Source organism: Enterobacter sp. BIDMC109 (assembly GCF_001037885.1).
Taxonomy (GTDB): domain Bacteria; phylum Pseudomonadota; class Gammaproteobacteria; order Enterobacterales; family Enterobacteriaceae; genus Enterobacter; species Enterobacter hormaechei_C.
In genome coordinates this window covers 4,182,852-4,209,455 of record NZ_KQ090002.1, presented here as the reverse complement: position 1 = coordinate 4,209,455, position 26,604 = coordinate 4,182,852, and the positions used below count along the sequence as shown (strand labels likewise).

The following is a 26,604-nucleotide window of genomic DNA, read 5'->3' as shown; positions in this document are numbered from 1 at the left end:
CCTTTTTGCGCTGTAAGGCATCAGCAGCATTTCACACTGTTTGACTGCTGGTTGTCCTGACAATGCTTGTTTCTATCGACGACTTAATATACTGCGACAGGGTGCTCGCTCTGTGTAAATCGCAATGAAATGGTTTAAGCGTGATAGCAACAGGTATTGCGGAAAGTATTCAATTTTCCGGTCCACAAAATGGTGTTGCACAAACTGTCCCTTCGTCGGACAGATGGGTCGACTTGTCAGCGAGCTGAGGAACCCTATGGTTTACTCCTATACCGAGAAAAAACGTATTCGTAAGGATTTTGGTAAACGTCCACAAGTTCTGGACATTCCATATCTCCTTTCTATCCAGCTTGACTCGTTCCAGAAGTTTATCGAGCAAGATCCTGAAGGGCAGTACGGCCTGGAAGCAGCCTTCCGTTCCGTGTTCCCGATTCAGAGCTACAGCGGTAATTCCGAGCTGCAGTACGTCAGCTACCGCCTTGGCGAACCGGTGTTTGACGTTCAGGAATGTCAGATCCGTGGCGTGACCTATTCCGCACCGCTGCGCGTAAAACTGCGTCTGGTGATCTACGAGCGCGAAGCGCCGGAAGGCACCGTAAAAGACATTAAAGAACAAGAAGTCTACATGGGTGAAATTCCACTCATGACGGACAACGGTACTTTCGTTATCAACGGTACTGAGCGTGTTATCGTTTCCCAGCTGCACCGTAGCCCGGGTGTCTTCTTCGACAGCGATAAAGGTAAAACGCACTCTTCCGGTAAAGTACTGTATAACGCACGCATCATTCCTTACCGTGGTTCATGGCTGGACTTCGAATTCGATCCAAAAGACAACCTGTTTGTCCGTATCGACCGTCGTCGTAAGCTGCCTGCAACCATCATTCTGCGTGCACTGAACTATACCACTGAGCAGATCCTGGACCTGTTCTTTGAGAAAGTGATCTTTGAAATCCGCGACAACAAGTTGCAGATGGAGTTGGTGCCGGAACGTCTGCGTGGTGAGACCGCGTCGTTCGACATCGAAGCCGACGGCAAAGTGTATGTGGAAAAAGGTCGCCGTATCACCGCGCGCCACATCCGCCAGCTGGAAAAAGATGATATCAAACACATCGAAGTTCCGGTTGAATACATTGCAGGAAAAGTAGCCGCGAAAGATTACGTTGATGAATCAACTGGCGAGCTGATCTGCCCGGCGAACATGGAGCTGAGCCTGGATCTGCTGGCTAAGCTGAGCCAGTCTGGCCACAAACGTATCGAAACGCTGTTCACCAACGATCTGGACCACGGTCCGTACATCTCTGAGACTGTACGCGTCGACCCAACCAACGATCGTCTGAGCGCGCTGGTCGAAATCTACCGCATGATGCGTCCTGGTGAGCCACCAACTCGCGAAGCGGCTGAAAGCCTGTTCGAGAACCTGTTCTTCTCCGAAGACCGCTACGATCTGTCCGCGGTTGGTCGTATGAAGTTCAACCGTTCTCTGCTGCGCGACGAGATCGAAGGTTCCGGTATCCTGAGCAAAGACGACATCATTGAAGTGATGAAGAAGCTCATCGATATCCGTAACGGTAAAGGCGAAGTGGACGATATCGACCACCTCGGCAACCGTCGTATCCGTTCCGTAGGCGAAATGGCGGAAAACCAGTTCCGCGTTGGCCTGGTACGTGTAGAGCGTGCGGTGAAAGAGCGTCTGTCTCTGGGCGATCTGGATACCCTGATGCCTCAGGATATGATTAACGCGAAGCCGATTTCTGCGGCAGTGAAAGAGTTCTTCGGTTCCAGCCAGCTGTCTCAGTTCATGGACCAGAACAACCCGCTGTCTGAGATCACGCACAAACGTCGTATCTCCGCACTCGGCCCAGGCGGTCTGACCCGTGAACGCGCAGGCTTTGAAGTTCGAGACGTACACCCGACTCACTACGGTCGCGTATGTCCAATCGAAACGCCTGAAGGTCCAAACATCGGTCTGATCAACTCCCTGTCCGTGTACGCACAGACGAACGAATACGGTTTCCTCGAGACCCCGTATCGTAAAGTGACCGACGGTGTTGTTACTGACGAAATTCATTACCTGTCTGCTATCGAAGAAGGCAACTACGTTATCGCTCAGGCGAACTCCAACCTGGATGACGAAGGCCACTTTGTAGAAGATCTGGTTACCTGCCGTAGCAAAGGCGAATCCAGCTTGTTCAGCCGCGACCAGGTTGACTACATGGACGTATCCACCCAGCAGGTGGTATCCGTCGGTGCGTCCCTGATCCCGTTCCTGGAACACGATGACGCCAACCGTGCATTGATGGGTGCGAACATGCAACGTCAGGCCGTTCCAACTCTGCGTGCTGATAAGCCGCTGGTTGGTACCGGTATGGAACGTGCTGTTGCCGTTGACTCTGGTGTTACAGCAGTTGCTAAGCGTGGCGGTACCGTTCAGTACGTTGACGCATCCCGTATCGTTATCAAAGTTAACGAAGACGAGATGTATCCGGGCGAAGCGGGTATCGACATCTACAACCTGACCAAATACACCCGTTCTAACCAGAACACCTGTATCAACCAGATGCCATGTGTGTCTCTGGGTGAGCCAGTTGAGCGCGGCGACGTGCTGGCAGACGGTCCGTCCACCGACCTCGGTGAACTGGCGCTCGGTCAGAACATGCGCGTAGCGTTCATGCCGTGGAACGGTTACAACTTCGAAGACTCCATCCTCGTCTCCGAGCGTGTGGTTCAGGAAGATCGTTTCACCACCATCCACATTCAGGAACTGGCATGTGTGTCCCGTGACACCAAGCTGGGGCCAGAAGAGATCACCGCTGACATCCCGAACGTGGGTGAAGCTGCGCTCTCTAAACTGGATGAATCCGGTATTGTTTACATCGGCGCGGAAGTGACCGGCGGCGACATTCTGGTTGGTAAGGTCACGCCGAAAGGCGAAACCCAGCTGACGCCAGAAGAGAAACTGCTGCGTGCTATCTTCGGTGAGAAAGCGTCTGACGTTAAAGACTCTTCTCTGCGCGTACCAAACGGTGTTTCCGGTACGGTTATCGATGTTCAGGTCTTCACCCGTGACGGCGTTGAGAAAGATAAGCGTGCGCTGGAAATCGAAGAGATGCAGCTCAAACAGGCTAAGAAAGACCTGTCTGAAGAACTGCAAATCCTCGAAGCAGGTCTGTTCAGCCGTATCTATGCGGTGCTGGTTGCCGGTGGCGTTGAAGCTGAGAAGCTCGACAAACTGCCACGCGATCGCTGGCTGGAACTGGGCCTGACCGACGAAGAGAAACAGAATCAGCTGGAACAGCTGGCTGAGCAGTATGACGAACTAAAACACGAGTTCGAGAAAAAACTCGAAGCGAAACGCCGCAAAATCACTCAGGGCGACGATCTGGCACCAGGCGTGCTGAAGATTGTTAAGGTGTATCTGGCTGTTAAACGTCAGATCCAGCCTGGTGATAAGATGGCAGGTCGTCACGGTAACAAGGGTGTTATCTCTAAGATCAACCCGATCGAAGATATGCCGCACGATGCTAACGGTACGCCGGTAGATATCGTACTGAACCCACTGGGCGTACCGTCTCGTATGAACATCGGTCAGATTCTGGAAACCCACCTGGGTATGGCTGCGAAAGGTATCGGCGATAAGATCAACGCCATGCTGAAACAGCAGCAGGAAGTCGCGAAACTGCGCGAGTTCATCCAGCGTGCCTACGATCTGGGTACCGACGTTCGTCAGAAAGTCGACCTGAACACCTTCAGCGATGAAGAAGTGCTGCGTCTGGCAGAGAACCTGCGCAAAGGTATGCCAATTGCAACGCCGGTATTCGACGGTGCAAAAGAAGCTGAAATTAAAGAGCTGCTGCAACTGGGTGGTCTGCCAACGTCTGGCCAGATTACGCTGTTTGACGGCCGTACCGGTGAACAGTTCGAGCGTCCGGTAACCGTAGGTTACATGTACATGCTGAAACTGAACCACCTGGTCGACGACAAGATGCACGCTCGTTCTACCGGTTCTTACAGCCTGGTTACTCAGCAGCCGCTGGGTGGTAAGGCTCAGTTCGGTGGTCAGCGCTTCGGGGAGATGGAAGTGTGGGCGCTGGAAGCATACGGCGCAGCATACACCTTGCAGGAAATGCTCACCGTTAAGTCTGATGACGTGAACGGTCGTACTAAGATGTATAAGAACATCGTAGACGGCAACCATCAGATGGAACCGGGCATGCCAGAATCCTTCAACGTACTGTTGAAAGAGATTCGTTCGCTGGGTATCAACATCGAACTGGAAGACGAGTAATTCTCGCTCAAACAGGTCACTGCTGTCGGGTTAACGCCCGACAGCAGAGTGTGCTAACTCCGACGGGAGCAAATCCGTGAAAGACTTATTAAAGTTTCTGAAAGCGCAAACTAAAACCGAAGAGTTTGATGCGATCAAAATTGCTCTGGCTTCGCCAGACATGATCCGTTCATGGTCTTTCGGTGAAGTTAAAAAGCCGGAAACCATTAACTACCGTACGTTCAAACCTGAGCGTGACGGCCTTTTCTGTGCGCGTATTTTCGGGCCAGTAAAAGATTACGAGTGCCTGTGCGGTAAGTACAAGCGCCTGAAACACCGTGGTGTGATCTGTGAGAAGTGCGGCGTTGAAGTGACCCAGACCAAAGTACGCCGTGAGCGTATGGGCCACATCGAGCTGGCGTCTCCGACCGCTCACATCTGGTTCCTGAAATCTCTGCCGTCCCGTATCGGTCTGCTGCTGGACATGCCGCTGCGCGATATCGAACGTGTTCTGTACTTCGAATCTTATGTGGTTATCGAAGGCGGGATGACCAATCTGGAACGTAACCAGATCCTGACCGAAGAACAGTATCTGGACGCGCTGGAAGAGTTCGGTGACGAATTCGACGCGAAGATGGGTGCGGAAGCTATCCAGGCCCTGCTGAAGAGCATGGATCTGGAGCAAGAGTGTGAAACTCTGCGCGAAGAGCTGAACGAAACCAACTCCGAAACCAAGCGTAAAAAGCTGACCAAGCGTATCAAACTGCTGGAAGCGTTCGTTCAGTCTGGTAACAAACCAGAGTGGATGATCCTGACCGTTCTGCCGGTTCTGCCGCCAGATCTGCGTCCGCTGGTTCCGCTGGATGGCGGTCGTTTCGCAACGTCGGATCTGAACGATCTGTACCGTCGCGTGATCAACCGTAACAACCGTCTGAAACGTCTGCTGGATCTGGCTGCGCCGGACATCATCGTACGCAACGAAAAACGTATGCTTCAGGAAGCAGTCGATGCCCTGTTGGATAACGGTCGTCGTGGTCGTGCGATCACCGGTTCTAACAAACGTCCTCTGAAATCTTTGGCCGACATGATCAAAGGTAAGCAGGGTCGTTTCCGTCAGAACCTGCTCGGTAAGCGTGTTGACTACTCTGGTCGTTCTGTAATCACCGTAGGTCCATACCTGCGTCTGCATCAGTGCGGTCTGCCGAAGAAGATGGCACTGGAGCTGTTCAAACCGTTCATCTACGGCAAGCTGGAACTGCGTGGCCTCGCCACCACCATCAAAGCCGCGAAGAAAATGGTTGAGCGTGAAGAAGCTGTCGTTTGGGATATCCTGGACGAAGTGATCCGCGAACACCCGGTACTGCTGAACCGTGCACCAACTCTGCACCGTCTGGGTATCCAGGCCTTTGAGCCAGTTCTGATCGAAGGTAAAGCGATCCAGCTGCACCCGCTGGTTTGTGCGGCCTATAACGCCGACTTCGATGGTGACCAGATGGCTGTTCACGTACCGCTGACGCTGGAAGCCCAGCTCGAAGCGCGTGCGCTGATGATGTCTACCAACAACATCCTGTCTCCAGCGAACGGTGAACCTATCATCGTTCCTTCTCAGGACGTTGTACTGGGTCTGTACTACATGACCCGTGACTGTGTTAACGCCAAAGGCGAAGGCATGGTGCTGACTGGCCCGAAAGAAGCTGAGCGTATTTATCGCGCTGGCCTGGCCTCTCTGCATGCGCGCGTTAAAGTGCGTATCACCGAATACGAAAAAGATGAAAACGGCGAGTTCGTTGCGCACACCAGCCTGAAAGACACGACCGTTGGCCGTGCCATTCTGTGGATGATCGTACCGAAAGGTCTACCTTTCTCCATCGTCAACCAGGCGCTGGGCAAGAAAGCGATCTCCAAAATGCTGAACACCTGTTACCGCATTCTGGGTCTGAAGCCGACCGTAATCTTCGCTGACCAGACAATGTACACCGGCTTTGCTTATGCAGCGCGTTCAGGTGCATCTGTTGGTATCGATGACATGGTCATCCCAGAGAAGAAACACGAGATCATCTCTGAAGCGGAAGCTGAAGTTGCTGAGATCCAGGAGCAGTTCCAGTCTGGTCTGGTAACCGCAGGCGAACGTTACAACAAAGTTATCGATATCTGGGCTGCGGCGAACGATCGTGTATCTAAAGCGATGATGGATAACCTGCAAACCGAAACCGTGATTAACCGTGACGGCGTAGAAGAGCAGCAGGTCTCCTTCAACAGCATCTACATGATGGCCGACTCCGGTGCGCGTGGTTCTGCGGCACAGATTCGTCAGCTGGCAGGTATGCGTGGTCTGATGGCGAAGCCAGATGGCTCCATCATCGAAACGCCAATCACCGCGAACTTCCGTGAAGGTCTGAACGTACTCCAGTACTTCATCTCCACGCACGGTGCGCGTAAAGGTCTGGCGGATACCGCACTGAAAACGGCGAACTCCGGTTATCTGACGCGTCGTCTGGTTGACGTTGCGCAGGATCTGGTCGTCACCGAAGACGATTGTGGCACCCTCGAAGGTATCACCATGACCCCGGTTATCGAGGGTGGTGATGTTAAAGAGCCGCTGCGCGATCGCGTACTGGGTCGTGTGACCGCGGAAGACATTCTGAAGCCGGGCACCGCAGACATTCTGGTTCCACGCAACACCCTGCTGCACGAACAGTGGTGTGACCTGCTGGAAGCGAACTCTGTTGACTCCGTGAAAGTGCGTTCCGTTGTATCCTGTGACACCGACTTTGGTGTGTGCGCGCACTGCTACGGTCGTGACCTGGCGCGTGGCCACATCATCAACAAAGGTGAGGCTATCGGCGTTATCGCGGCACAGTCCATCGGTGAGCCGGGTACACAGCTGACGATGCGTACGTTCCACATCGGTGGTGCGGCATCTCGTGCGGCTGCTGAATCCAGCATCCAGGTGAAAAACAAAGGTAGCATCAAGCTCAGCAACGCGAAGTCGGTTGTGAACTCCAGCGGTAAACTGGTTATCACTTCCCGTAACACCGAGCTGAAGCTGATCGACGAATTCGGTCGTACCAAAGAGAGCTATAAAGTGCCTTACGGTGCGGTTATGGCGAAAGGTGATGGCGAGCAGGTTGCTGGCGGTGAAACCGTTGCAAACTGGGATCCACACACCATGCCGGTTATCACCGAAGTAAGTGGTTTCATCCGCTTCACTGACATGATCGACGGCCAGACCATTACTCGTCAGACCGACGAGCTGACCGGTCTGTCTTCTCTGGTGGTTCTGGATTCTGCTGAACGTACTACCGGCGGTAAAGATCTGCGTCCTGCACTGAAAATCGTTGATGCTCAGGGTAACGACGTTCTGATCCCTGGTACCGATATGCCTGCGCAGTACTTCCTGCCGGGTAAAGCGATTGTACAGCTGGAAGATGGCGTACAGATCAGCTCTGGTGACACCCTGGCGCGTATTCCTCAGGAATCCGGCGGTACCAAGGACATCACCGGTGGTCTGCCACGCGTTGCGGACCTGTTCGAAGCACGTCGTCCGAAAGAGCCTGCGATCCTGGCTGAAATCAGCGGTATCATCTCCTTCGGTAAAGAGACCAAAGGTAAGCGCCGTCTGGTTATCACGCCAGTAGATGGCAGCGAGCCGTACGAAGAGATGATTCCTAAGTGGCGTCAGCTCAACGTGTTCGAAGGTGAACGCGTAGAACGTGGTGACGTGGTTTCCGATGGTCCAGAAGCGCCGCACGACATCCTGCGTCTGCGTGGTGTGCATGCTGTTACCCGTTACATTGTTAACGAAGTACAGGACGTATACCGTCTGCAAGGCGTTAAGATTAACGATAAGCACATCGAAGTTATCGTTCGTCAGATGCTGCGTAAAGCAACCATCGAAAACGCGGGCAGCTCCGACTTCCTGGAAGGCGAGCAGGTTGAATACTCACGCGTTAAGATCGCTAACCGCGATCTGGAAGCGAACGGCAAAATCGGTGCGACCTTCGCACGCGATCTGCTGGGTATCACCAAAGCGTCTCTGGCAACCGAGTCCTTCATCTCTGCTGCATCGTTCCAGGAAACCACTCGTGTCCTGACCGAAGCGGCTGTTGCAGGTAAACGTGATGAACTGCGCGGTCTGAAAGAGAACGTTATCGTGGGTCGTCTGATCCCGGCCGGTACCGGTTATGCGTACCACCAGGATCGTATGCGTCGTCGCGCAGCGGGCGAACTGCCAGCTGCACCGCAGGTGACTGCCGAAGATGCATCCGCGAGCCTTGCAGAACTGCTGAACGCAGGTCTGGGCGGTTCCGACAACGAGTAATCGTTGATGCCGTAAATAATAAACCCGCCTCGGCGGGTTTTTTTACGTCTGTATGTCTTCAATTCACTAACGGGATGCGTCGATAAAGCTCAATCATATCGCCCGCCAGATCCTGAATAACCATTGCGTTCATCAGGTGATCCTGAGAGTGGACGGTAATCAGGTTAACCGGAAGCTTCCCGGTGCCTTCATCAAGACCAATAAGCTGTGTCGGGATGGTGTGCGCATGCTTCACATATTCACGCGATTCTTCCATCGCTTTCTCGGCTTCATCAAAGTCGCCTTTTCGCGCCATCTGTAACGCCGTCAGGGCCGCACTGCGCGCTGCGCCTGCGTTGACCAGCAGTTCCATAATCGTGGTTTCTAAGTCTTCCATTATGACTCCAGAAGTTTGAGCGCTTTTTCCAGTACGGCATCACCTTTCATCATGCCGTAATCCATCATGTCGATGACCGCAACCTTTTTTCCGAGCGGATCGGCCTGCGCCTGGAGTTTTGCCTGTTCGTATTTAACCTGTGGCCCCAGTAATACGATATCAGCCGTCGCGATGTTATCTTTAAACTCCGCGACCGGAACGGCTTTAATGGTTACTTCGACTCCTTTTTTCTGCGCGGCATCTTTCATACGTTGAACCAGCATGCTGGTTGACATTCCCGCTGCACAGCATAAAACGATGTTCTTCATAGTCAGCCTCGATCTACATGTGTTTATTGATAATTATCCCGTGCAGACCGCTTCAACAACCGCTTTACCGCGATTGTGTGTCAGGCATCACAAAGAAATCGGCATTTTCCTGAAACCGGTTACAATTTTACAGCGGAGAGCATTCTGCCCGTCAGATCGGGCAGAATTTGAGGAAGGGTATTATCGGCTGGCCGTGCTTACGATGCGGTTTTTACCCTGTTGTTTAGCGGTATACAGCGCTTCATCTACGCTACCGATAAATTGTTCCAGCGGTTCGAAGTGCCACTCCCCCATCCCGGCGCTGAAGGTCACTCGCAGATTCTCTTCCCGCCAGGTCCGCTTTTCAACGGCGGTGCGCCAGGCTTCCAGTAGCGCGTGCGCGGAGTTCATCAGCTCGGCCGGGAATATCACGCCGAACTCTTCTCCACCGTAGCGGTAAACGGAAACGTGGTGCGGCTGCATGATATGAATACCTTCCCGCGCCACGTTGCGCAGCACAATATCCCCGCTCAGGTGGCCCCAGGTGTCGTTAATGGATTTGAAGTTATCGATGTCGATCAGCGCCAGAACGAAGGGTTGATGAGCAGTAAGCAGCTCATCCACATCGTTATCGAACGCACGGCGATTTTTGCAGCCTGTCAGCGCATCATGGGTGGCCTGACGGACATAGGCCAGCTCGCGTTCTTTATTGGTTCGAATGGTATGGCTGAGCATCGCCTCAAGGCGTGGTGCCTGGTTGACGTCGCCGGTTTTGATGGCGTTGATAATGTTCATCAGCACAGAACGCGAGGCATGACGAAGGTAAAGCCCGAACAAAATGATGATGATTGCCGCCAGCGCAAATCCCCAGCCGACGACGGTGGTTTCATGCCGGGTGATGACGGTAAGCGTGGCATCGGAGACCCGATAAATCACAAACCAGTCCGGATTGGTGAAAGAGTAGTAGTAATACCAGGTTTTACTTTTGGGGTCGAAAAGATGGCCTTCGCCGCTGGTCATTTTGTCCATCAGCGCTTCGCTTACGTACTGCTTAAAGAGCGCCCCCGTGTCCGGATGCAGCACAACGGCGCCGTCACGCTCCACGACAAAAAACTCACCCTGAACCGGCGCCACCATCTGGCGCAGGGTATACCCCATGGACGTTAAATCAAGATGGAAAGCGAGCGTGCCCTTCAGACGGCCTTCCGGTGAAATGACCGGCTTATAGAGGGTGACAGTAGGATGTTGGGTGAAATAGTCCAGATAGGGGCGGGTGTAGTGAGGAAAGTTGCTGGCTTCCGCTTGCCCGACAAACCATGGGCGGGTTCTGGCGTCGAACGACTTACTTTTCTCCGTTGGCAGCACTTCCGGCGCGCGCAGATGGCGCCCTTCTGTGTCCGCCAGAGAGATAGACGACACCGTCGGCATCAGGTTCTGCAAATGCATCAACATCTGCAAACCGTGTGTCGGATCGATATTTATTGTCTGATTCACTCTGTCATTACGGGCGAAGTACATCGCAGCGCGACCAAGAATATAGTCATTTTCTCGCAGGATGGATTCGGTATAGTTCACCGCCAGATTATGGGTGAAGTTACCATTAATCTTATGATAATCCTCAAGAAAATCCTTTCTCTGTGAAAGGACGACCAGGACGGCGATCAGCGCGAAACTGAACAGGATCCCCGCGAAGCTGACCATAATTGGCCGGGTAAAAGAGAGCTTTTTACTGTGGAGTGCCATGAGTTGTACATCAATCCAGATGGTAGACGCGTTGCGTCTGTCGATACCCTCAGCATAGTCGCTGTCCGGTTGCTGGTAGTAAATTATACAGAAGGCGATTACCGACGAGATGATTTATCTTAAGCGTAGATAAGAAACGACGTATTTATTGTATCAATTGAATTTTGTTTAAGAGGCGGAGGGCAGGGCGAAACGAGGAAGAAGCATTTTCACCCTGGTCAGCGTCCGTTGCTGACGTGGTTAAGCATAAGAAAACCGGGCAGATCGCCTCAATCGCCCGGTTATGATCTTACGAGCCGCCTCGTAACCTTTTCGCATTTTTGCAGACAGTTTCAGCGCTAATGCGAGGCTCTTCCCAGCCAGCTATCCCAGTCTTTCCACACCGGCTGTAGCCCCTGTGCAGTCAGGGCTTCCGCCACCGCTTCGGGCCGTCGGCCGTCGTGCGGTGCAAACTGTTCCAGTTCCGGGTGATCGTCCGCGTAACCGCCCGGCTGCGTTTTGGAAAAGGCGCTGACGTTATTGATCGCCAGCGGGATCGCGCGGTCGCGAAACGCGGGGGATTCACGCGTGGAGAGCGACAATTCCACTTCCGGCGCGAACAGGCGAAATGCACACAGGGTTTGCACCAGCTGGCGCTCATCCATCAGCGAGGCGGGTTCAACGCCTCCCGTACAGGGACGCAGCCGCGGGAAAGAGATGGAATAGCGGCTTTGCCAGTACTGCTGCTGTAGCCACAGCAGATGCTCCGCCACCATATAGCAGTCCACCCGCCAGTTGTCGGACAGACCGATAAGCGCGCCCAACCCAATTTTATCGATACCGGCGCGCCCCAGCCTGTCCGGCGTTTCCAGCCGGAAGATGAAATCCTGCTTCTTCCCTTTCAGGTGATGCCGGGCATAGGTCGCCTCATGGTAGGTTTCCTGATAAACCATTACGCCGTCCAGCCCGAGGGTTTTCAGCTCCGCATATTCCTCCTGCGACAGAGGCTGCACTTCCATTTGCAACGAGGCAAATTCGCGGCGGATGGCCGGAAGATGCTGGCGAAAATAGTCCATCCCCACTTTGCCCTGATGTTCACCCGTCACCAGCAGGAGATGTTCAAAACCCATCTCACGAATAGCCGCACACTCGCGGGCGATCTCATGCTCATCCAGCGTTTTACGCTTAATACGGTTGCTCATGGAGAAACCACAGTAGGTGCAGTCATTGGCGCACAGATTAGAAAGATAGAGCGGCACGTAAAAGCTCACCGTGTTGCCAAAGCGCTGGCGGGTGAGGCGTTGCGCGCGCTGGGCCATCGGTTCAAGGTACGCGCTGGCTGCCGGAGAAAGCAGGGCCATCAAATCCTCGCGCGTCAAATGTTTGGCTGTTAATGCCCGCTCTACGTCCGCAGAGGTTTTACTGTTGATGCGTAAGGCAATATCGTCCCAGTTAAGCTGACGCCAGCGATCGGTAAAGGTAGCCATCAGAGCGCCTCCAGAAAATCGGTCAGCGGGCTGGTGGCCTGCGCCTGAACACTGCGCGAGCCGGGGCCGGACTGCCGAGCCAGCAGACCGGACTCCACGGCAAGGCGGAACGCACGCGCCATCATCACCGGGTCGTCGGCCACCGCAATCGCGGTATTGACCAGCACCGCATCGGCCCCTATCTCCAGCGCCTGCGCGGCGTGACTGGGTACGCCGATGCCCGCATCCACCACCACGGGCACGGTCGCCTGCTCAATAATGATTTCCAGCATCGCGCGGGTCTCCAGCCCCTGGTTGGAGCCAATGGGGGCGCCCAGCGGCATTACGGCCGCGCAGCCGACCTCTTCCAGACGCTTACAGAGCACGGGGTCGGCACCACAGTAGGGCAGAACGGTGAATCCCTGCTGCACCAGCTTCTCTGCCGCTTTCAGGGTTTCGATCGGATCGGGCAACAGCCAGCGGGCGTCCGGGTGAATTTCCAGCTTCAGCCAGCGGGTGCCGAGCGCTTCCCGCGCCAGTTGCGCAGCGAAAATTGCTTCCTCGGCCGTTTTCGCACCGGAGGTATTTGGTAAGAGCGTCACGCCTGCCTCCAGTAACGGCGCAAGTATGGCATCGTTGTGCTGACGCAGATCCACGCGCTTCATCGCCAGCGTCACCAGCTGGCTGCCGCTTTCACGAATGGCATCCACCATCAGTTGCGGGGAGGCGAATTTTCCGGTTCCGGTAAACAGATGTGAATCAAAGACTTTGTCGGCAATACGTAACATCTCAGCCCCCTGCGATAACCTGAAACAGCAGGATCTGGTCGCCCTCATTGACCTGCTGATGTTCCCACCGCTCGCGCGGCAGGATCTGTTGATTGAGCGCCAGCGCCGTTCCCGGCTTCAGCTGGCGCAGCATGTCGAGCAGGGCGGCAACGGTGAGATCGTCGTCGCACGTCATCGGCTCATCGTTAAACAGAATGCGCATTGCGGCCTCCGCATACCGGGCAGTGGCTGGCACGGTTTAACGCCAGATGACGCCAGCCGCTGGAGCGGGCGTCGAACAGCCGCAGCGTGTTGCGTTCTGTCTCCATGCCGCTGAGCAACTTGATGGCCTCCAGCGCCTGAAGAGTACCCATCACGCCCACCACCGGGCCCAGAATGCCTGCCGTGCGGCAGTTACGCTCCGGTTCAGCCTCGTCCGGCCACAGGCAGCGGTAGCAGCCCTGTGCCCACGGCGGCGTAAGCACCATTATTTGCCCACCGAAACCGACCGCGCTGGCGGTGATCAGCGGCGTGTTCTGCGCAACACAGGCCGCGTTGATGGCCTGACGTGTCGCCATATTGTCCGTACAGTCCAGCACCACGTCGGCAAGGGCCACTTCGCGTTGCAGATCTTCCCCGCTCAGCCGCGTCTGGAGTGCGACCAGTTCGATATCGGGGTTAAGCTGGTTCAGCCGCTGGCGCGTAACGTGCGCTTTAGGCTGGTTGATATCTTCTGTCGTAAAGAGAATTTGCCGTTGCAGATTGCTGAGATGTACCTCGTCGTCATCGGCCAGCACCAGCGTGCCCACGCCCGCGCCGGCCAGATACAGCGCGGCGGGGGTGCCTAATCCGCCCAGACCGACAATCAGTACCCGGCTGGCGAGCAGCTTTTGCTGCCCCTCGATGGCGATATCCTCCAGCAGGATCTGGCGGCTGTAACGCATAAAATCACGATCTTTCATCACCTGCTCCTGCCAGTTGTAAAAGCTGCGCGGTGGCGGCCTGCCAGTCTGCCGCCTGGGTGATGGCGCTGACGACGGCGATACTGCCGACGCCGGTTTCCAGCACGGCGGGCGCACGTTCAAGGCTGATCCCGCCGATGGCGACGGTGGGGTAATCGGCAAGGCGCTTAACGTGGGCCGCCAGCTGCGTCAAACCCTGTGGAGCGGACGGCATCTGTTTGGTTTGCGTCGGGAAAACGTGCCCGAGCGCGATGTAAGAGGGGCGGGCCGCCAGCGCCACGTTGATCTCCATATCATCGTGGGTAGAAACGCCCAGCCGCAGACCGGCGTCACGGATCGCGTTGAGATCGGTCGTTTCCAGATCTTCCTGTCCCAGATGCACGCCGTACGCCTGGTGTTTAACCGCCAGCCGCCAGTAGTCGTTGATAAACAGGCGGGCGTGGTAGCGACGTCCCAGCGCGATAGCGGCGATCACGTCGGCCTCCACCTCTTCATCGCGTTTATCCTTGATGCGTAGCTGGAGGGTGCGAACGCCAGCTTCCAGCAGGCGGGCGATCCACGCCACGCTGTCCACCACCGGGTAAAGCCCTAAGCGGAAGGGGACAGGGGGGAAATCAGGCTGGTACATTATGCCTCCTCTTTTTTGAGGTAGATTTCGCCGCCTTTCGCGCGGAAGGTTTCCGACATGTCCGCCATGCCGACTTCAATGGTCTGCGCGGCGGCGTAATCGCGTACTTCCTGGCTGATTTTCATCGAGCAGAATTTAGGTCCGCACATGGAGCAGAAGTGCGCAACTTTGCCCGATTCCTGCGGCAGGGTTTCGTCGTGATAGGCGCGGGCGGTGAACGGATCGAGGGCCAGGTTAAACTGGTCTTCCCAGCGGAATTCAAAGCGCGCTTTGGACATGGCGTTGTCGCGAATTTGCGCGCCCGGATGGCCTTTCGCCAGATCCGCCGCGTGGGCGGCAATCTTGTAGGTGATCAGCCCCTGCTTCACGTCCTCTTTGTTTGGCAGCCCGAGGTGCTCTTTCGGCGTCACGTAGCAGAGCATGGCGCAGCCGAACCAGCCGATCATCGCCGCGCCAATGCCTGACGTGAAGTGGTCGTAGCCCGGCGCAATATCGGTGGTCAACGGCCCCAGGGTGTAGAACGGTGCTTCGTGGCAGTGCTCCAGCTCCTCGGTCATGTTGCGACGGATCATCTGCATCGGCACATGGCCCGGGCCTTCAATCATCACCTGCACGTCGTACTCCCAGGCGATTTTGGTCAGCTCGCCCAGCGTGTGCAGCTCGGCAAACTGCGCCTCGTCGTTAGCATCGCGGATGGAGCCAGGACGCAGGCCGTCGCCCAGCGACAGGGAGACGTCGTACGCGGCGCAAATTTCGCAGATTTCGCGGAAGTGTTCGTAGAGGAAGTTTTCCTGATGATGGGAAAGGCACCATTTCGCCATAATCGAACCGCCGCGTGAGACGATACCGGTCAGACGTTTCGCCGTCATCGGCACGTAGCGCAGCAGCACGCCCGCGTGGATGGTGAAGTAGTCCACGCCCTGCTCGGCCTGCTCCAGCAGCGTGTCGCGGAACGCTTCCCAGGTGAGGTTTTCGGCGATGCCGTTGACCTTCTCCAGCGCCTGATAAATCGGGACGGTGCCAATCGGCACCGGGCTGTTACGCAGGATCCACTCGCGGGTTTCGTGAATATAGCGGCCCGTGGAAAGGTCCATCACCGTGTCCGCGCCCCAGCGCGTCGACCAGACCAGCTTTTCCACCTCTTCTTCGATGGATGACGTCACCGCTGAGTTGCCGATGTTGGCGTTGACCTTCACCAGGAAGTTGCGGCCGATAATCATCGGCTCGGATTCCGGGTGGTTGATGTTGGCGGGGATAATGGCGCGCCCGGCGGCCACTTCGTCACGCACAAATTCCGGCGTGATGTTTTCCGGCAGGCGAGCGCCAAACCCTTCACCAGGATGCTGGTGGCGCAGCACTTCGCTGCGGATGCGCTCGCGGCCCATGTTTTCGCGGATGGCGATGAACTCCATCTCCGGCGTGACGATACCCTGGCGCGCGTAGTGCAGCTGGGTGACGCATTTGCCCGCTTTAGCGCGTTTCGGCGTCAGCAGGCCGGTAAAGCGCAGCTCGTCCAGACCGTCGTCGGCCAGGCGCGCGTTGGTATACGCCGAGCTGCGCACGCTCAGTTCTTCGCAGTCGTTACGGGCGTCAATCCACGGCTGGCGCAGTTTTGCCAGACCCTGCTGTACGTTGATAGCAACAGAAGGGTCGCCGTACGGGCCGGAAGTGTCATACACCGGCACGGCTTCGTTGTCTTCAAACTGCGGGTTTTCTTTGCTGCCGCCGATAAGCGTCGGGCTGAGCTGGATTTCGCGCATCGGCACGCGGATATCAGCCTGTGAACCGGTGATGTAGATGCGCGTTGAGTTCGGGAAAGCGGTGCCTTCCAGGGTGTCGATGAAGCGTTGTGCGTGTTCGCGCTGTTCGCGGCGGGTCAGTTTTGTTGTAGACATAGCTCATTCCAGATGTGAAGGACATGGCTTGTCAGACGACGGATGAAGCAAGAGAAGATCGCCTCAGGGGCGATACAACAGCAGTGTGACTCTTGTTCCCTTCGCAGGTATTAACCTGATCAGGTTCCGCGGATCCCGAATTAACGGTCTCAGCCCGTGCTTTCACACTGGGCACTCCGACAAGAAAAATCCCCCTCGTGAGAGGGGCGAATGGTTGTAAATTACTCGTTAACGATTAAGAACTCAAGCAGGGCGCGCAACGTTATCGCTGGTGCTGATATTCAGGTTGTTGTCCAGCACGAGGGCGATGAGCTTGTCTTCCAGCGTGAATCGCTCTTCCAGCGCTTCGCCAAGGTCGGAAAGCGCCTGCTGAAACTCAAGATAGTTATCGTGATCGATAGCGTTCTCTAGCGTGGAATCGTAGTAGTCCATGATCTGCTGGGTGTTGGCTTCCAGCAGCGGACAGAGTTTGCTGGCCGCTAAATACGGCGTTGTCCCTTCCATTTCGCGGATAATGCGTTCATAAAGATTGAAATGGCCGTCGGAGAGGTAGTCGACCAGGCTCTGACAAAAGTCGTCCAGCGCTTTTTCATTCAGCCGCATAAAGGATTCTTTGCCAGGCTTAAGACCAACCAGATTGTAATACGCCACGAGTAGATGCTTGCGCACAAGTAGCCAGCGATCCACCAGGGTGTTACTTCCTCCAACGCGCTCAGTCAGGCTTTCCAGCTGGTTTAACATGGTCGACTCCATAAGGTTTAGAATGGGATCTGCTTATCCAAAATGTAACCACAATGCTAACAACATGTCAGTGAAGCGAAGGTAGTGCAATAGATATGGATCGTATTATTGAAAAATCAGATCTGGGTTGGTGGATCGTCAGTCACGAACAAAAATTATGGCTGCCCGGTGGGGAGATACCCTACGGCGCGGCAGACATCTTCGATCTCGTCGGGCAACCTGCGCTGCGGATCGGCGAGTGGCAGGGCGATCCGGTATGGTTGATCCAACAGGCTCGTCGTCAGGATATGGGATCCGTTCGTCAGGTGTTGGATCTGGACGTCGGCCTGTTCCAGCTGGCGGGGCGCGGCGTGCAGCTGGCGGAGTTTTATCGCTCGCACAAATACTGCGGCTACTGCGGCCATACCATGCACCCGAGCAAAACCGAGTGGGCAATGCTCTGCGGCCACTGCCGTGAACGCTACTACCCGCAAATCGCACCGTGCATCATTGTCGCCATCCGCCGTGATGATTCCATCCTGCTGGCGCAACATACCCGTCATCGCAACGGCATTCACACCGTCCTTGCCGGGTTCGTGGAAGTCGGCGAAACGCTGGAACAGGCGGTGGCGCGCGAGGTGATGGAGGAGAGCGGCATTAAGGTGAAAAACCTGCGCTATGTGACGTCGCAGCCGTGGCCGTTCCCGATGTCCCTGATGACCGCGTTTATGGCGGAATACGACAGCGGCGAGATTGTTATCGATCAGAAAGAGCTGCTGGAGGCGAACTGGTATCGCTACGACGATTTACCGCTGCTGCCCCCACCGGGAACGGTGGCGCGTCGCCTGATAGAAGATACCGTGGCAATGTGTCGGGCCGAGTATGAGTAGTGTTACACTGACGGACTGACGCAATAAGGAACTGCAAAATGACCGAACTGAAGAACGATCGTTATCTGCGTGCGCTGCTGCGCCAGCCCGTTGATGTCACCCCGGTGTGGATGATGCGCCAGGCGGGACGCTATCTGCCAGAGTACAAAGCCACGCGCGCGCAGGCAGGCGATTTTATGTCGCTGTGCAAAAACGCCGAGCTGGCCTGTGAAGTGACGCTCCAGCCGCTGCGCCGCTTCCCGCTCGATGCCGCCATTCTTTTTTCGGACATTCTCACCATTCCGGATGCGATGGGCCTTGGGCTCTATTTCGAAACCGGAGAAGGCCCGCGTTTTACCTCTCCGATCAAAAGCAAAGCCGACGTTGATAAGCTGCCGATCCCCGATCCTGAAGGCGAGCTGGGCTATGTGATGAACGCCGTGCGCACCATTCGCCGCGAACTGAAAGGCGACGTGCCGCTGATTGGCTTCTCCGGTAGTCCGTGGACGCTGGCCACCTACATGGTGGAAGGCGGCAGCAGCAAAGCCTTTACCGTCATCAAAAAGATGATGTACGCCGAGCCGCTGGCCCTGCATGCCCTGCTCGACAAGCTGGCGAAGAGCGTCACGCTCTATCTCAACGCGCAGATTAAAGCGGGCGCGCAGTCGGTGATGATTTTCGACACCTGGGGCGGCGTGCTGACCGGACGTGATTATCAGCAGTTCTCCCTGTACTACATGCACAAAATTGTCGATGGCCTGCTGCGTGAAAACGAAGGCCGTCGCGTGCCGGTGACGCTGTTTACCAAAGGCGGCGGTCAGTGGCTGGAAGCGATGGCGGCCACCGGCTGCGACGCGCTGGGCCTCGACTGGACCACCGATATTGCCGATGCGCGCCGTCGCGTGGGGGACAAAGTGGCGCTCCAGGGCAACATGGACCCGTCCATGCTCTATGCGCAGCCTGCCCGTATCGAAGAAGAAGTGTCGACTATACTGTCTGGTTTCGGCCAGGGCGAAGGCCACGTCTTCAACCTCGGTCACGGTATTCATCAGGATGTACCGCCAGAACACGCTGGCGTATTTGTGGAGGCGGTGCATCGGCTTTCTGCCCAGTATCATAAGTAAGGAGTGGTTATGGATCTCGCGTCGCTACGCGCTCAGCAAATCGAACTGGCTTCATCAGTGATCCGCGAGGATCGTCTGGATACGGACCCTCCGCGGTACATTGGCGGGGCGGACGTCGGGTTTGAGCAGGGCGGTGAAGTGACGCGAGCGGCGATGGTGGTGCTGAAATACCCTTCGCTGGAGCTGGTGGAGTACAAGGTGGCGCGTATCGCCACCACCATGCCCTATATCCCCGGCTTTCTCTCCTTCCGCGAATATCCCGCGCTGCTGGCCGCGTGGGAGCAACTCTCGCAAAAACCCGATCTACTGTTTGTTGATGGGCATGGTATCTCCCATCCGCGTCGCTTAGGCGTCGCCAGCCACTTTGGTCTGCTGGTGGACGTGCCGACCATCGGCGTAGCGAAAAAACGCCTGTGCGGCGCGTTTGAGCCGCTCTCTGCCGAACCGGGTGCGCTGGCGCCGCTTATCCATAAAGGCGAGCAGCTGGCGTGGGTCTGGCGCAGTAAAGCGCGCTGCAACCCGCTGTTTATCGCCACCGGGCATCGGGTCAGCATGGATAGCGCCCTGGCGTGGGTGCAACGCTGTATGAAGGGCTACCGTTTACCTGAGCCAACCCGCTGGGCTGACGCCGTGGCCTCTTCACGTCCGGCATTCATTCGTTGGCAGGAAATTCAGCCGTGATTCAGGTAAACTGCGGCTAATTTTCGATTCGAGACATCATCATGTTACAAAACCCGATTCATCTGCGCCTTGAGAAGCTGGAAAGCTGGCAGCACGTGACGTTTATGGCTTGCCTGTGCGAGCGCATGTATCCCAACTATGCCGCGTTCTGCAAGCAGACGGCGTTTGGCGAAGGCCAGATTTATCGTCGTATCCTGGATTTAATCTGGGAGACGCTGACGGTCAAAGATGCGAAGGTAAATTTTGACTCTCAGCTCGAAAAGCTGGAAGAGGCTATTCCGGCTGCGGATGATTTCGACCTGTATGGCGTCTACCCGGCCATTGATGCCTGTGTGGCGTTGAGCGAGCTGATCCACTCCCGTCTGAGCGGTGAAACCCTGGAACACGCCATTGAAGTCAGTAAGGCATCCATTACCACCGTTGCGATGCTGGAAATGACCCAGGAAGGCCGTGAAATGACCGACGAGGAGCTGCGTGCTAACCCGGCGGTTGAACAGGAATGGGATATTCAGTGGGAAATTTTCCGTCTGCTGGCGGAGTGTGAAGAACGTGATATTGAGCTGATCAAAGGGCTTCGCGCGGACCTTCGCGAGGCCGGTGAGAGCAATATTGGTATAATTTTTAACCAATGAGACAACAAAACGTGATTTAACGCCTGTTTTGTCACTCCTCGACTCTTCCCTTTCGCCCCCCGTCTGGTCTACATTTGGGGGGCGAAAAAAAGTGGCTATCGGTGCGTGTATGCAGGAGAGTGCTTTTTTGGCATTTTCGTCGCACTCGATGCTTAGCAAGCGATAAACACATTGAAAGGATAACTTATGAACAAGACTCAACTGATTGATGTAATTGCGGACAAGGCTGATCTGTCTAAAGTGCAGGCTAAAGCTGCTCTGGAATCTACCCTGGCTGCTATTACTGAGTCTCTGAAAGAAGGCGATGCTGTACAACTGGTTGGTTTCGGTACCTTCAAAGTGAACCACCGCGCTGAGCGTACTGGCCGCAACCCGCAGACCGGTAAAGAAATCAAAATCGCCGCAGCTAACGTGCCGGCATTTGTTTCTGGTAAAGCACTGAAAGACGCAGTTAAGTAAGACGCGTGGCAGTGAACAGTTTTAACGAAGGGGCGGCAACGCCCCTTTTGTCATTCTGGCGTGGAACGCTCGCGCTGGCAGGCGTACTGTTGCTGTCTGCCTGTAGCCATGATTCCTCACTCCCCCCGTTTACCGCCAGCGGCTATGCTGACAACCAGGGTGCGGTCAGGATCTGGCGCAAAGATTCCAGCGATGAAGTCCATATGCTCACCGCATTCAGCCCGTGGCATAACGGCAACACCTCGACCGCAGAATACCGCTGGCAGGGCGATGCGCTGTCGCTCATTGAACTGAATATCTACAGTAAGACTCCCGAACACGTGAAGGTGCGTTTCGACGACCACGGCGAGCTGAGCTTTATGCAGCATGAGGTCAGTGGACTGAAACAGCAGCTTTCCAGCGATCAGGTCGCTCTCTACCGCTACCGTGCTGAACAACTCCGCCAGACCAGCGATGCGCTGCGTCAGGGCCGCGTGGTGCTGCGCCAGGGGCGCTGGCATGCCGACGGCACGGTGACCACCTGCGAAGGGCAGACAGTGAAGCCTGAGCTTGAATCCTGGGCAACCGAACACATTCAGCGTCGTCAGCGGCATTCATCTGTGGAGGTGAGTGTGGCATGGCTGGAAGCGCCGGAAGGCTCTCAGCTGTTGCTGGTGGCGAATGAAGATTTCTGCACCTGGCAGCCGACAGAGAAGAGTTTCTGACGTAAATCCCCTCTCCCTGTGGGTGTACGGTCCGGGGACATAGTGAACACTTGTTCGGGGACATGGTAGACACTTACAACTAAGGCATAAGAACCCGTTTATGGAGTCGCTTATGCCCTGGGATGCGAGAGATACCATGTCATTACGTACCGAGTTTGTTTTGTTCGCCTCGCAGGACGGGGCGAACATCCGTTCCCTCTGCCGTCACTACGGCATTTCCCCTGCCACCGGCTACAAGTGGCTTCAGCGCTGGGTTCAGGAAGGCGCCGCCGGCCTTCAGGACCGCCCGCGCATACCGCACCATTCCCCGAACCGCTCGTCAGACGACATCACTGCCCTGCTGCGCATGGCACATGCCCGTCATGAACGCTGGGGAGCCCGCAAGATTAAGCGCTGGCTCGAAGACCAGGGACACACCATGCCTGCCTTCAGCACCGTCCATAACCTGATGGCCCGCCATGGCCTGCTGCCGGGAACGGCGCCCGGTATTCCGGCTACGGGCCGCTTCGAACACGATGCGCCGAACAGGCTCTGGCAGATGGATTTTAAGGGCCACTTTCCCTTTGGCGGTGGCCGCTGCCATCCGCTCACCCTGCTGGATGACCACTCCCGTTTTTCCCTGTGCCTGGCGCACTGTACCGATGAACGGCGCGAGACCGTGCAGCAGCAACTGGTCAGCGTGTTTGAGCGTTACGGCCTGCCGGACCGGATGACGATGGACAACGGCTCGCCGTGGGGTGACACCACCGGCACCTGGACGGCGCTGGAGCTGTGGCTGATGCGCCACGGTATCCGGGTGGGCCATTCCCGGCCTTACCATCCGCAGACGCAGGGCAAGCTGGAGCGTTTTCACCGCAGCCTGAAGGCGGAAGTGCTACAGGAGAGATGGTTCGCGGACAGCGGTGAGTTGCAGCGCGCTTTCGACCACTGGCGGACGGTGTACAACCTTGAACGGCCACATGAAGCGCTGGACATGGCAGTACCGGCCTCGAGATACCAGCCGTCTGCGCGGCAGTACCGCGCCGGCACACCCCCACCGGAGTACGATGAAGGCGTGGTGGTCAGGAAGGTGGATATCAGCGGGAAGCTGAGCATACAGGGTATCAGTCTGAACGCAGGGAAGGCCTTCAGGGGAGAGCGTGTGGGGCTGAGGGAGACACAGGAGGACGGCTGCTATGAAGTATGGTGGTACAGCACGAAAGTGGGGATGATCGACCTGAAGAAAAAGTCGATCATCATGGGTAAAGGATGTTAAAAAGTGTTCACCATGTCCCCGAACACCTGTCTACCATGTCCCCGGACTGTACAGTGGGAGAGGGTTAGGGTGAGGGTGTGAAATTACTCTCCCTGCTCCCGCGCAATGGCACGATAGCCGATATCCTGGCGGCTGAAGCTGCCATTCCAGTGAATATCCGCCATCAGCGCATAGGCGCGCTTCTGCGCCTCTGCCACGGTCTGGCCCAGCGCGGTCGCACACAGCACGCGACCGCCGTTGGTGAGCACGCGGTCGTCGTCAGAGAGCTTTGTACCGGCGTGGAACACCTTCGCACCGTCAATCTCTTCCAGCGGCAGGCCGTGGATCTCATCTCCGGTGTTGTAGCTACCCGGATAGCCACCCGCAGCAATCACCACACCTAAAGAGGCACGCTCGTCCCACTCGGAAGTTTTCTCGTCCAGCTTGCCTTCGCACGCCGCCAGACACAGATCAACCAGATCGGACTTCATGCGCAGCATGATCGGCTGGGTTTCCGGATCGCCGAAGCGGCAGTTGAATTCAATCACCTTCGGGTTACCCTGCTTGTCGATCATCAGGCCTGCGTAAAGGAAACCGGTGTAGGTATTGCCTTCCGCAGCCATCCCCTTCACTGTTGGCCAGATGATGCGGTCCATGGTGCGCTGGTGTACTTCGTCAGTGACCACCGGAGCAGGGGAGTAAGCCCCCATCCCGCCGGTGTTTGGCCCCGTGTCGGCATTGCCTACGCGCTTGTGATCCTGGCTGGTCGCCATCGGCAGAACGTGCTCGCCGTCAACCATCACGATAAAGCTCGCTTCTTCGCCGTCGAGGAACTCTTCAATCACGATGCGGTGGCCCGCGTCGCCAAAGGCGTTACCCGCCAGCATATCCTGCACGGCGGCTTCCGCTTCTTCGAGGGTCATCGCCACGATAACGCCTTTCCCGGCAGCCAGGCCGTCGGCTTTGATCACGATGGGCGCGCCTTTTTCACGCAGGTAAGCCAGAGCAGGCTCTACCTCGGTGAAGTTCTGATATTCCGCCGTCGGGATGTTATGACGCGCGAGAAAATCTTTGGTGAAGGCTTTTGAGCCTTCCAGCTGCGCAGCCCCTTCCGTTGGGCCGAAAATTTTCAGGCCCGCGGCGCGGAAGGCATCTACAACGCCGATCACCAGCGGTGCTTCCGGGCCAACAATCGTCAGATCGATATTCTCGTTTTGGGCAAAGCTCAGCAGCGCCGGGATGTCGGTTACGCCGATGGCGACGTTCTGTAGCGCGGGCTCCAGCGCGGTCCCGGCGTTACCCGGTGCCACAAAGACGGTTTCAACCTGCGGAGACTGCGCTGCTTTCCACGCCAGGGCGTGCTCGCGCCCGCCGTTACCAATCACTAATACTTTCATTTTCTGCTCCGGGAATTAATGGCGGAAGTGGCGCATGTCGGTGAAGATCATTGCGATGCCATGCTCGTCGGCAGCGGCAATCACTTCGTCATCACGGATTGAACCGCCAGGCTGGATCACACAGGTGATGCCCACAGCAGCGGCCGCATCGATACCGTCGCGGAACGGGAAGAAGGCGTCAGAGGCCATGGCGGAACCTTTGACTTCCAGACCTTCGTCACCTGCTTTAATACCCGCGATTTTCGCAGAGTAAACGCGGCTCATCTGGCCTGCGCCTATTCCGATGGTCATGTTCTCTTTGGCGTAGACGATGGCGTTGGATTTCACGAACTTCGCCACTTTCCAGCAGAACAGCGCGTCACGCAGTTCCTGCTCGGTTGGCTGACGTTTGGTGACGACACGCAGATCGGCTTCGCCCACCATACCCAGATCGCGGTCCTGAACCAGCAGCCCGCCGTTCACGCGCTTGAAGTCCAGGCCTGGAACGCGCTCTGCCCACTGGCCGCAAACCAGTACGCGCACGTTCTGTTTCGCCGCGGTGATTTTCAGCGCCTCTTCGGATGCTGATGGCGCGATGATCACTTCGACAAACTGACGGGAGATGATGGCCTGCGCGGTTTCCGCATCCAGTTCGCGGTTGAAGGCGATAATGCCGCCGAACGCGGAGGTCGGGTCGGTTTTGTAGGCGCGATCGTAAGCTTCCAGAATAGACGCACTTACCGCAACGCCGCATGGATTGGCGTGCTTGACGATAACGCAGGCTGGCTCGCTGAACTCTTTCACGCATTCCAGCGCGGCGTCGGTGTCGGCAATGTTGTTATAGGAGAGCGCTTTGCCCTGAACCTGCTGGGCGGTCGCTACAGAGGCTTCTTTTACCTCTTCTTCTATATAGAAGGCAGCCTGCTGGTGGCTGTTCTCGCCGTAACGCATATCCTGCTTCTTAATGAAGTTCAGGTTCAGGGTGCGCGGGAAGCGGCCAGATGGATCTTTGCTTTCACCGTGGTAGGCAGGTACCAGGCTACCGAAGTAGTTGGCGATCATGCTGTCGTAGGCGGCGGTATGCTCGAAGGCTTTGATGGCGAGATCGAAACGCGTTTCAAGCGTCAGGGACCCTTCGTTGGCATCCATCTCATTAATAATGGCGTTGTAGTCGCTGCTCTTTACCACGATGGCCACATCTTTATGGTTCTTGGCTGCGGAGCGCACCATGGTCGGGCCGCCGATATCGATATTCTCAACCGCGTCTTCCAGAGAACAGCCTTCACGGGCGACGGTCTGGGCGAACGGGTAGAGGTTAACGACCACCATGTCGATGGGGGCAATATTGTGCTGCTCCATAATGCTGTCGTCCTGACCGCGACGGCCCAGAATACCGCCGTGCACTTTCGGGTGCAGGGTTTTGACGCGTCCATCCATCATTTCCGGGAAACCGGTGTAATCGGACACTTCGGTTACCGGCAGACCTTTCTCTGCTAACAGGCGCGCGGTGCCACCTGTAGAAAGCAGCTCCACACCGCGTGCGGAAAGTGCCTGAGCGAATTCGACGATACCGGCTTTATCAGAAACACTGAGCAGAGCGCGGCGGACTGGACGACGTTGTTGCATGGTAAATCCCCTGGATTTCACGATTACAGAGAGCGTTAGATGAATTTTCCAGCGAAAAACTCATCTAACACACCTGACGAGGCCTCCTTGTTAAGCGCGAGCATTTTAACGAAAACGTTTGCGCAACGCTCGCATATTTTCACTTTTTCGCAGTGCTGTGGATAACTCTGTGTGTAAAAGGGTATAAGGCGGGGTTTTGCTGGGGAATACAGCAGTCAGTCATTTTTTTGCAACTTTTCTGTTGCGGTCGCTCGGGAACTCCCTATAATGCGCCTCCATCGACACGGCGGATGTGAATCACTTCACAGATAACCCGGTCGGCTGAAGAGAAAAAATCCTGAAATAACGGGTTGACTCTGAAAGAGGAAAGCGTAATATACGCCACCTCGCGACAGAGCGCTGAAGCGCGTCGCAACTGCTCTTTAACAATTTATCAGACAATCTGTGTGGGCACTCAAAGTGACATGGATTCTTAATGTCCTCGGACACTA

General features: G+C 56.1%; 21 protein-coding genes and 1 riboswitch. Of the genes, 9 read left to right on the top strand and 12 right to left on the bottom strand.

The genetic code is table 11. From position 1 onward, the window contains the following. Positions 1–256: 256 nt before the first annotated feature. Both rpoB and rpoC read left to right on the top strand, forming a co-directional pair. A complete protein-coding gene (rpoB, locus tag SK62_RS19775) occupies positions 257–4,285 on the top strand; it encodes a DNA-directed RNA polymerase subunit beta (protein WP_015569976.1) in 4,029 nt (1,342 codons plus the stop codon). Positions 4,286–4,361: 76 nt separating this feature from the next. Beyond that, positions 4,362–8,585, top strand: coding sequence for a DNA-directed RNA polymerase subunit beta' (gene rpoC / locus SK62_RS19770; RefSeq protein ID WP_017384083.1), 4,224 nt, complete (start codon positions 4,362–4,364; stop codon positions 8,583–8,585). 58 nt (positions 8,586–8,643) lie between these two features. Here rpoC and SK62_RS19765 read toward each other — a convergent pair whose 3' ends face one another. From SK62_RS19765 to SK62_RS19720, 10 genes are all read right to left on the bottom strand, one after another. Next, entirely contained in the window at positions 8,644–8,961 is a 318-nt protein-coding gene (locus SK62_RS19765) for a PTS lactose/cellobiose transporter subunit IIA (protein ID WP_048249835.1), read from the bottom strand. Further along, positions 8,961–9,269, bottom strand: coding sequence for a PTS sugar transporter subunit IIB (locus SK62_RS19760; RefSeq protein ID WP_010425948.1), 309 nt, complete (start codon positions 9,267–9,269; stop codon positions 8,961–8,963). Before SK62_RS19760 ends, SK62_RS19765 begins: the two co-directional genes overlap by 1 nt. Before the next feature lie 180 nt (positions 9,270–9,449). Next, positions 9,450–10,991, bottom strand: a complete 1,542-nt coding sequence (locus SK62_RS19755) for a sensor domain-containing diguanylate cyclase (protein WP_047718880.1) — start codon at positions 10,989–10,991, stop codon at positions 9,450–9,452. 338 nt (positions 10,992–11,329) lie between these two features. Next, positions 11,330–12,457, bottom strand: a complete 1,128-nt coding sequence (thiH, locus tag SK62_RS19750; protein ID WP_047718881.1) for a 2-iminoacetate synthase ThiH — start codon at positions 12,455–12,457, stop codon at positions 11,330–11,332. Further along, positions 12,457–13,224 carry a thiazole synthase gene (thiG, locus tag SK62_RS19745; protein WP_015569972.1) on the bottom strand — a complete coding sequence of 256 codons (768 nt, stop codon included), beginning with the start codon at positions 13,222–13,224 and terminating at the stop codon, positions 12,457–12,459. Before thiG ends, thiH begins: the two co-directional genes overlap by 1 nt. Position 13,225: 1 nt before the next feature. Further along, on the bottom strand, positions 13,226–13,426 hold the full coding sequence (gene thiS / locus SK62_RS19740; RefSeq protein ID WP_015569971.1) for a sulfur carrier protein ThiS: 201 nt from the start codon (positions 13,424–13,426) through the stop codon (positions 13,226–13,228). Then, on the bottom strand, positions 13,410–14,165 hold the full coding sequence (gene thiF, locus SK62_RS19735) for a thiazole biosynthesis adenylyltransferase ThiF (RefSeq protein WP_023302918.1): 756 nt from the start codon (positions 14,163–14,165) through the stop codon (positions 13,410–13,412). The genes thiS and thiF overlap by 17 nt, the downstream gene beginning before the upstream one ends. Next, positions 14,152–14,793, bottom strand: coding sequence for a thiamine phosphate synthase (gene thiE, locus SK62_RS19730; protein ID WP_045348337.1), 642 nt, complete (start codon positions 14,791–14,793; stop codon positions 14,152–14,154). Before thiE ends, thiF begins: the two co-directional genes overlap by 14 nt. Next, on the bottom strand, positions 14,793–16,688 hold the full coding sequence (thiC, locus tag SK62_RS19725; RefSeq protein ID WP_015569968.1) for a phosphomethylpyrimidine synthase ThiC: 1,896 nt from the start codon (positions 16,686–16,688) through the stop codon (positions 14,793–14,795). The genes thiE and thiC overlap by 1 nt, the downstream gene beginning before the upstream one ends. 79 nt (positions 16,689–16,767) lie before the next feature. Further along, a riboswitch (TPP riboswitch) is annotated at positions 16,768–16,877 on the bottom strand. A 54-nt stretch (positions 16,878–16,931) separates the two neighbouring features. Continuing rightward, on the bottom strand, positions 16,932–17,429 hold the full coding sequence (locus tag SK62_RS19720) for an Rsd/AlgQ family anti-sigma factor (protein ID WP_045340548.1): 498 nt from the start codon (positions 17,427–17,429) through the stop codon (positions 16,932–16,934). Positions 17,430–17,524: 95 nt separating this feature from the next. Between SK62_RS19720 and nudC the strand changes: the two genes are divergently transcribed. From nudC to SK62_RS19685, 7 genes are all read left to right on the top strand, one after another. Continuing rightward, positions 17,525–18,298: an NAD(+) diphosphatase gene (nudC, locus tag SK62_RS19715; protein ID WP_047052401.1), complete on the top strand. Its 774-nt coding sequence runs from the start codon at positions 17,525–17,527 to the stop codon at positions 18,296–18,298. A 38-nt stretch (positions 18,299–18,336) separates the two neighbouring features. Continuing rightward, entirely contained in the window at positions 18,337–19,401 is a 1,065-nt protein-coding gene (hemE, locus tag SK62_RS19710) for a uroporphyrinogen decarboxylase (RefSeq protein WP_022650209.1), read from the top strand. Positions 19,402–19,410: 9 nt separating this feature from the next. Continuing rightward, positions 19,411–20,082: a deoxyribonuclease V gene (gene nfi, locus SK62_RS19705; protein ID WP_003862312.1), complete on the top strand. Its 672-nt coding sequence runs from the start codon at positions 19,411–19,413 to the stop codon at positions 20,080–20,082. A 41-nt stretch (positions 20,083–20,123) separates the two neighbouring features. Beyond that, a complete protein-coding gene (locus SK62_RS19700) occupies positions 20,124–20,714 on the top strand; it encodes a YjaG family protein (protein WP_003862310.1) in 591 nt (196 codons plus the stop codon). Positions 20,715–20,900: 186 nt separating this feature from the next. Further along, a complete protein-coding gene (hupA, locus tag SK62_RS19695; RefSeq protein WP_002445246.1) occupies positions 20,901–21,173 on the top strand; it encodes a nucleoid-associated protein HU-alpha in 273 nt (90 codons plus the stop codon). Between the two features lie 11 nt (positions 21,174–21,184). Next, complete coding sequence (locus SK62_RS19690) at positions 21,185–21,877, top strand: DUF1481 domain-containing protein (protein ID WP_017384076.1); 693 nt, start codon at positions 21,185–21,187, stop codon at positions 21,875–21,877. Between the two features lie 100 nt (positions 21,878–21,977). Then, positions 21,978–23,132 carry an IS481 family transposase gene (locus tag SK62_RS19685; RefSeq protein WP_080346137.1) on the top strand — a complete coding sequence of 385 codons (1,155 nt, stop codon included), beginning with the start codon at positions 21,978–21,980 and terminating at the stop codon, positions 23,130–23,132. Positions 23,133–23,215: 83 nt separating this feature from the next. Here the strand turns inward: SK62_RS19685 and purD are convergent, their stop codons facing one another. Beyond that, positions 23,216–24,508 (bottom strand): phosphoribosylamine--glycine ligase, encoded by a 1,293-nt coding sequence (purD, locus tag SK62_RS19680; protein ID WP_015569963.1) that lies wholly within the window; start codon positions 24,506–24,508, stop codon positions 23,216–23,218. A gap of 15 nt (positions 24,509–24,523) precedes the next feature. After that, positions 24,524–26,113 (bottom strand): bifunctional phosphoribosylaminoimidazolecarboxamide formyltransferase/IMP cyclohydrolase, encoded by a 1,590-nt coding sequence (purH, locus tag SK62_RS19675; RefSeq protein WP_017384075.1) that lies wholly within the window; start codon positions 26,111–26,113, stop codon positions 24,524–24,526. Positions 26,114–26,604: the final 491 nt, after the last annotated feature.

Bases quoted from the DNA above. Each gene is read 5' to 3' on its own strand.
- rpoB (WP_015569976.1), top strand. From the start codon at position 257: ATGGTTTACTCCTATACCGAGAAAAAACGTATTCGTAAGGATTTTGGT.
- SK62_RS19765 (WP_048249835.1), bottom strand. From the start codon at position 8,961: ATGGAAGACTTAGAAACCACGATTATGGAACTGCTGGTCAACGCAGGC.
- SK62_RS19760 (WP_010425948.1), bottom strand. From the start codon at position 9,269: ATGAAGAACATCGTTTTATGCTGTGCAGCGGGAATGTCAACCAGCATG.
- SK62_RS19755 (WP_047718880.1), bottom strand. From the start codon at position 10,991: ATGGCACTCCACAGTAAAAAGCTCTCTTTTACCCGGCCAATTATGGTC.
- thiH (WP_047718881.1), bottom strand. From the start codon at position 12,457: ATGGCTACCTTTACCGATCGCTGGCGTCAGCTTAACTGGGACGATATT.
- thiG (WP_015569972.1), bottom strand. From the start codon at position 13,224: ATGTTACGTATTGCCGACAAAGTCTTTGATTCACATCTGTTTACCGGA.
- thiS (WP_015569971.1), bottom strand. From the start codon at position 13,426: ATGCGCATTCTGTTTAACGATGAGCCGATGACGTGCGACGACGATCTC.
- thiF (WP_023302918.1), bottom strand. From the start codon at position 14,165: ATGAAAGATCGTGATTTTATGCGTTACAGCCGCCAGATCCTGCTGGAG.
- thiE (WP_045348337.1), bottom strand. From the start codon at position 14,793: ATGTACCAGCCTGATTTCCCCCCTGTCCCCTTCCGCTTAGGGCTTTAC.
- thiC (WP_015569968.1), bottom strand. From the start codon at position 16,688: ATGTCTACAACAAAACTGACCCGCCGCGAACAGCGCGAACACGCACAA.
- SK62_RS19720 (WP_045340548.1), bottom strand. From the start codon at position 17,429: ATGTTAAACCAGCTGGAAAGCCTGACTGAGCGCGTTGGAGGAAGTAAC.
- nudC (WP_047052401.1), top strand. From the start codon at position 17,525: ATGGATCGTATTATTGAAAAATCAGATCTGGGTTGGTGGATCGTCAGT.
- hemE (WP_022650209.1), top strand. From the start codon at position 18,337: ATGACCGAACTGAAGAACGATCGTTATCTGCGTGCGCTGCTGCGCCAG.
- nfi (WP_003862312.1), top strand. From the start codon at position 19,411: ATGGATCTCGCGTCGCTACGCGCTCAGCAAATCGAACTGGCTTCATCA.
- SK62_RS19700 (WP_003862310.1), top strand. From the start codon at position 20,124: ATGTTACAAAACCCGATTCATCTGCGCCTTGAGAAGCTGGAAAGCTGG.
- hupA (WP_002445246.1), top strand. From the start codon at position 20,901: ATGAACAAGACTCAACTGATTGATGTAATTGCGGACAAGGCTGATCTG.
- SK62_RS19685 (WP_080346137.1), top strand. From the start codon at position 21,978: ATGGAGTCGCTTATGCCCTGGGATGCGAGAGATACCATGTCATTACGT.
- purD (WP_015569963.1), bottom strand. From the start codon at position 24,508: ATGAAAGTATTAGTGATTGGTAACGGCGGGCGCGAGCACGCCCTGGCG.
- purH (WP_017384075.1), bottom strand. From the start codon at position 26,113: ATGCAACAACGTCGTCCAGTCCGCCGCGCTCTGCTCAGTGTTTCTGAT.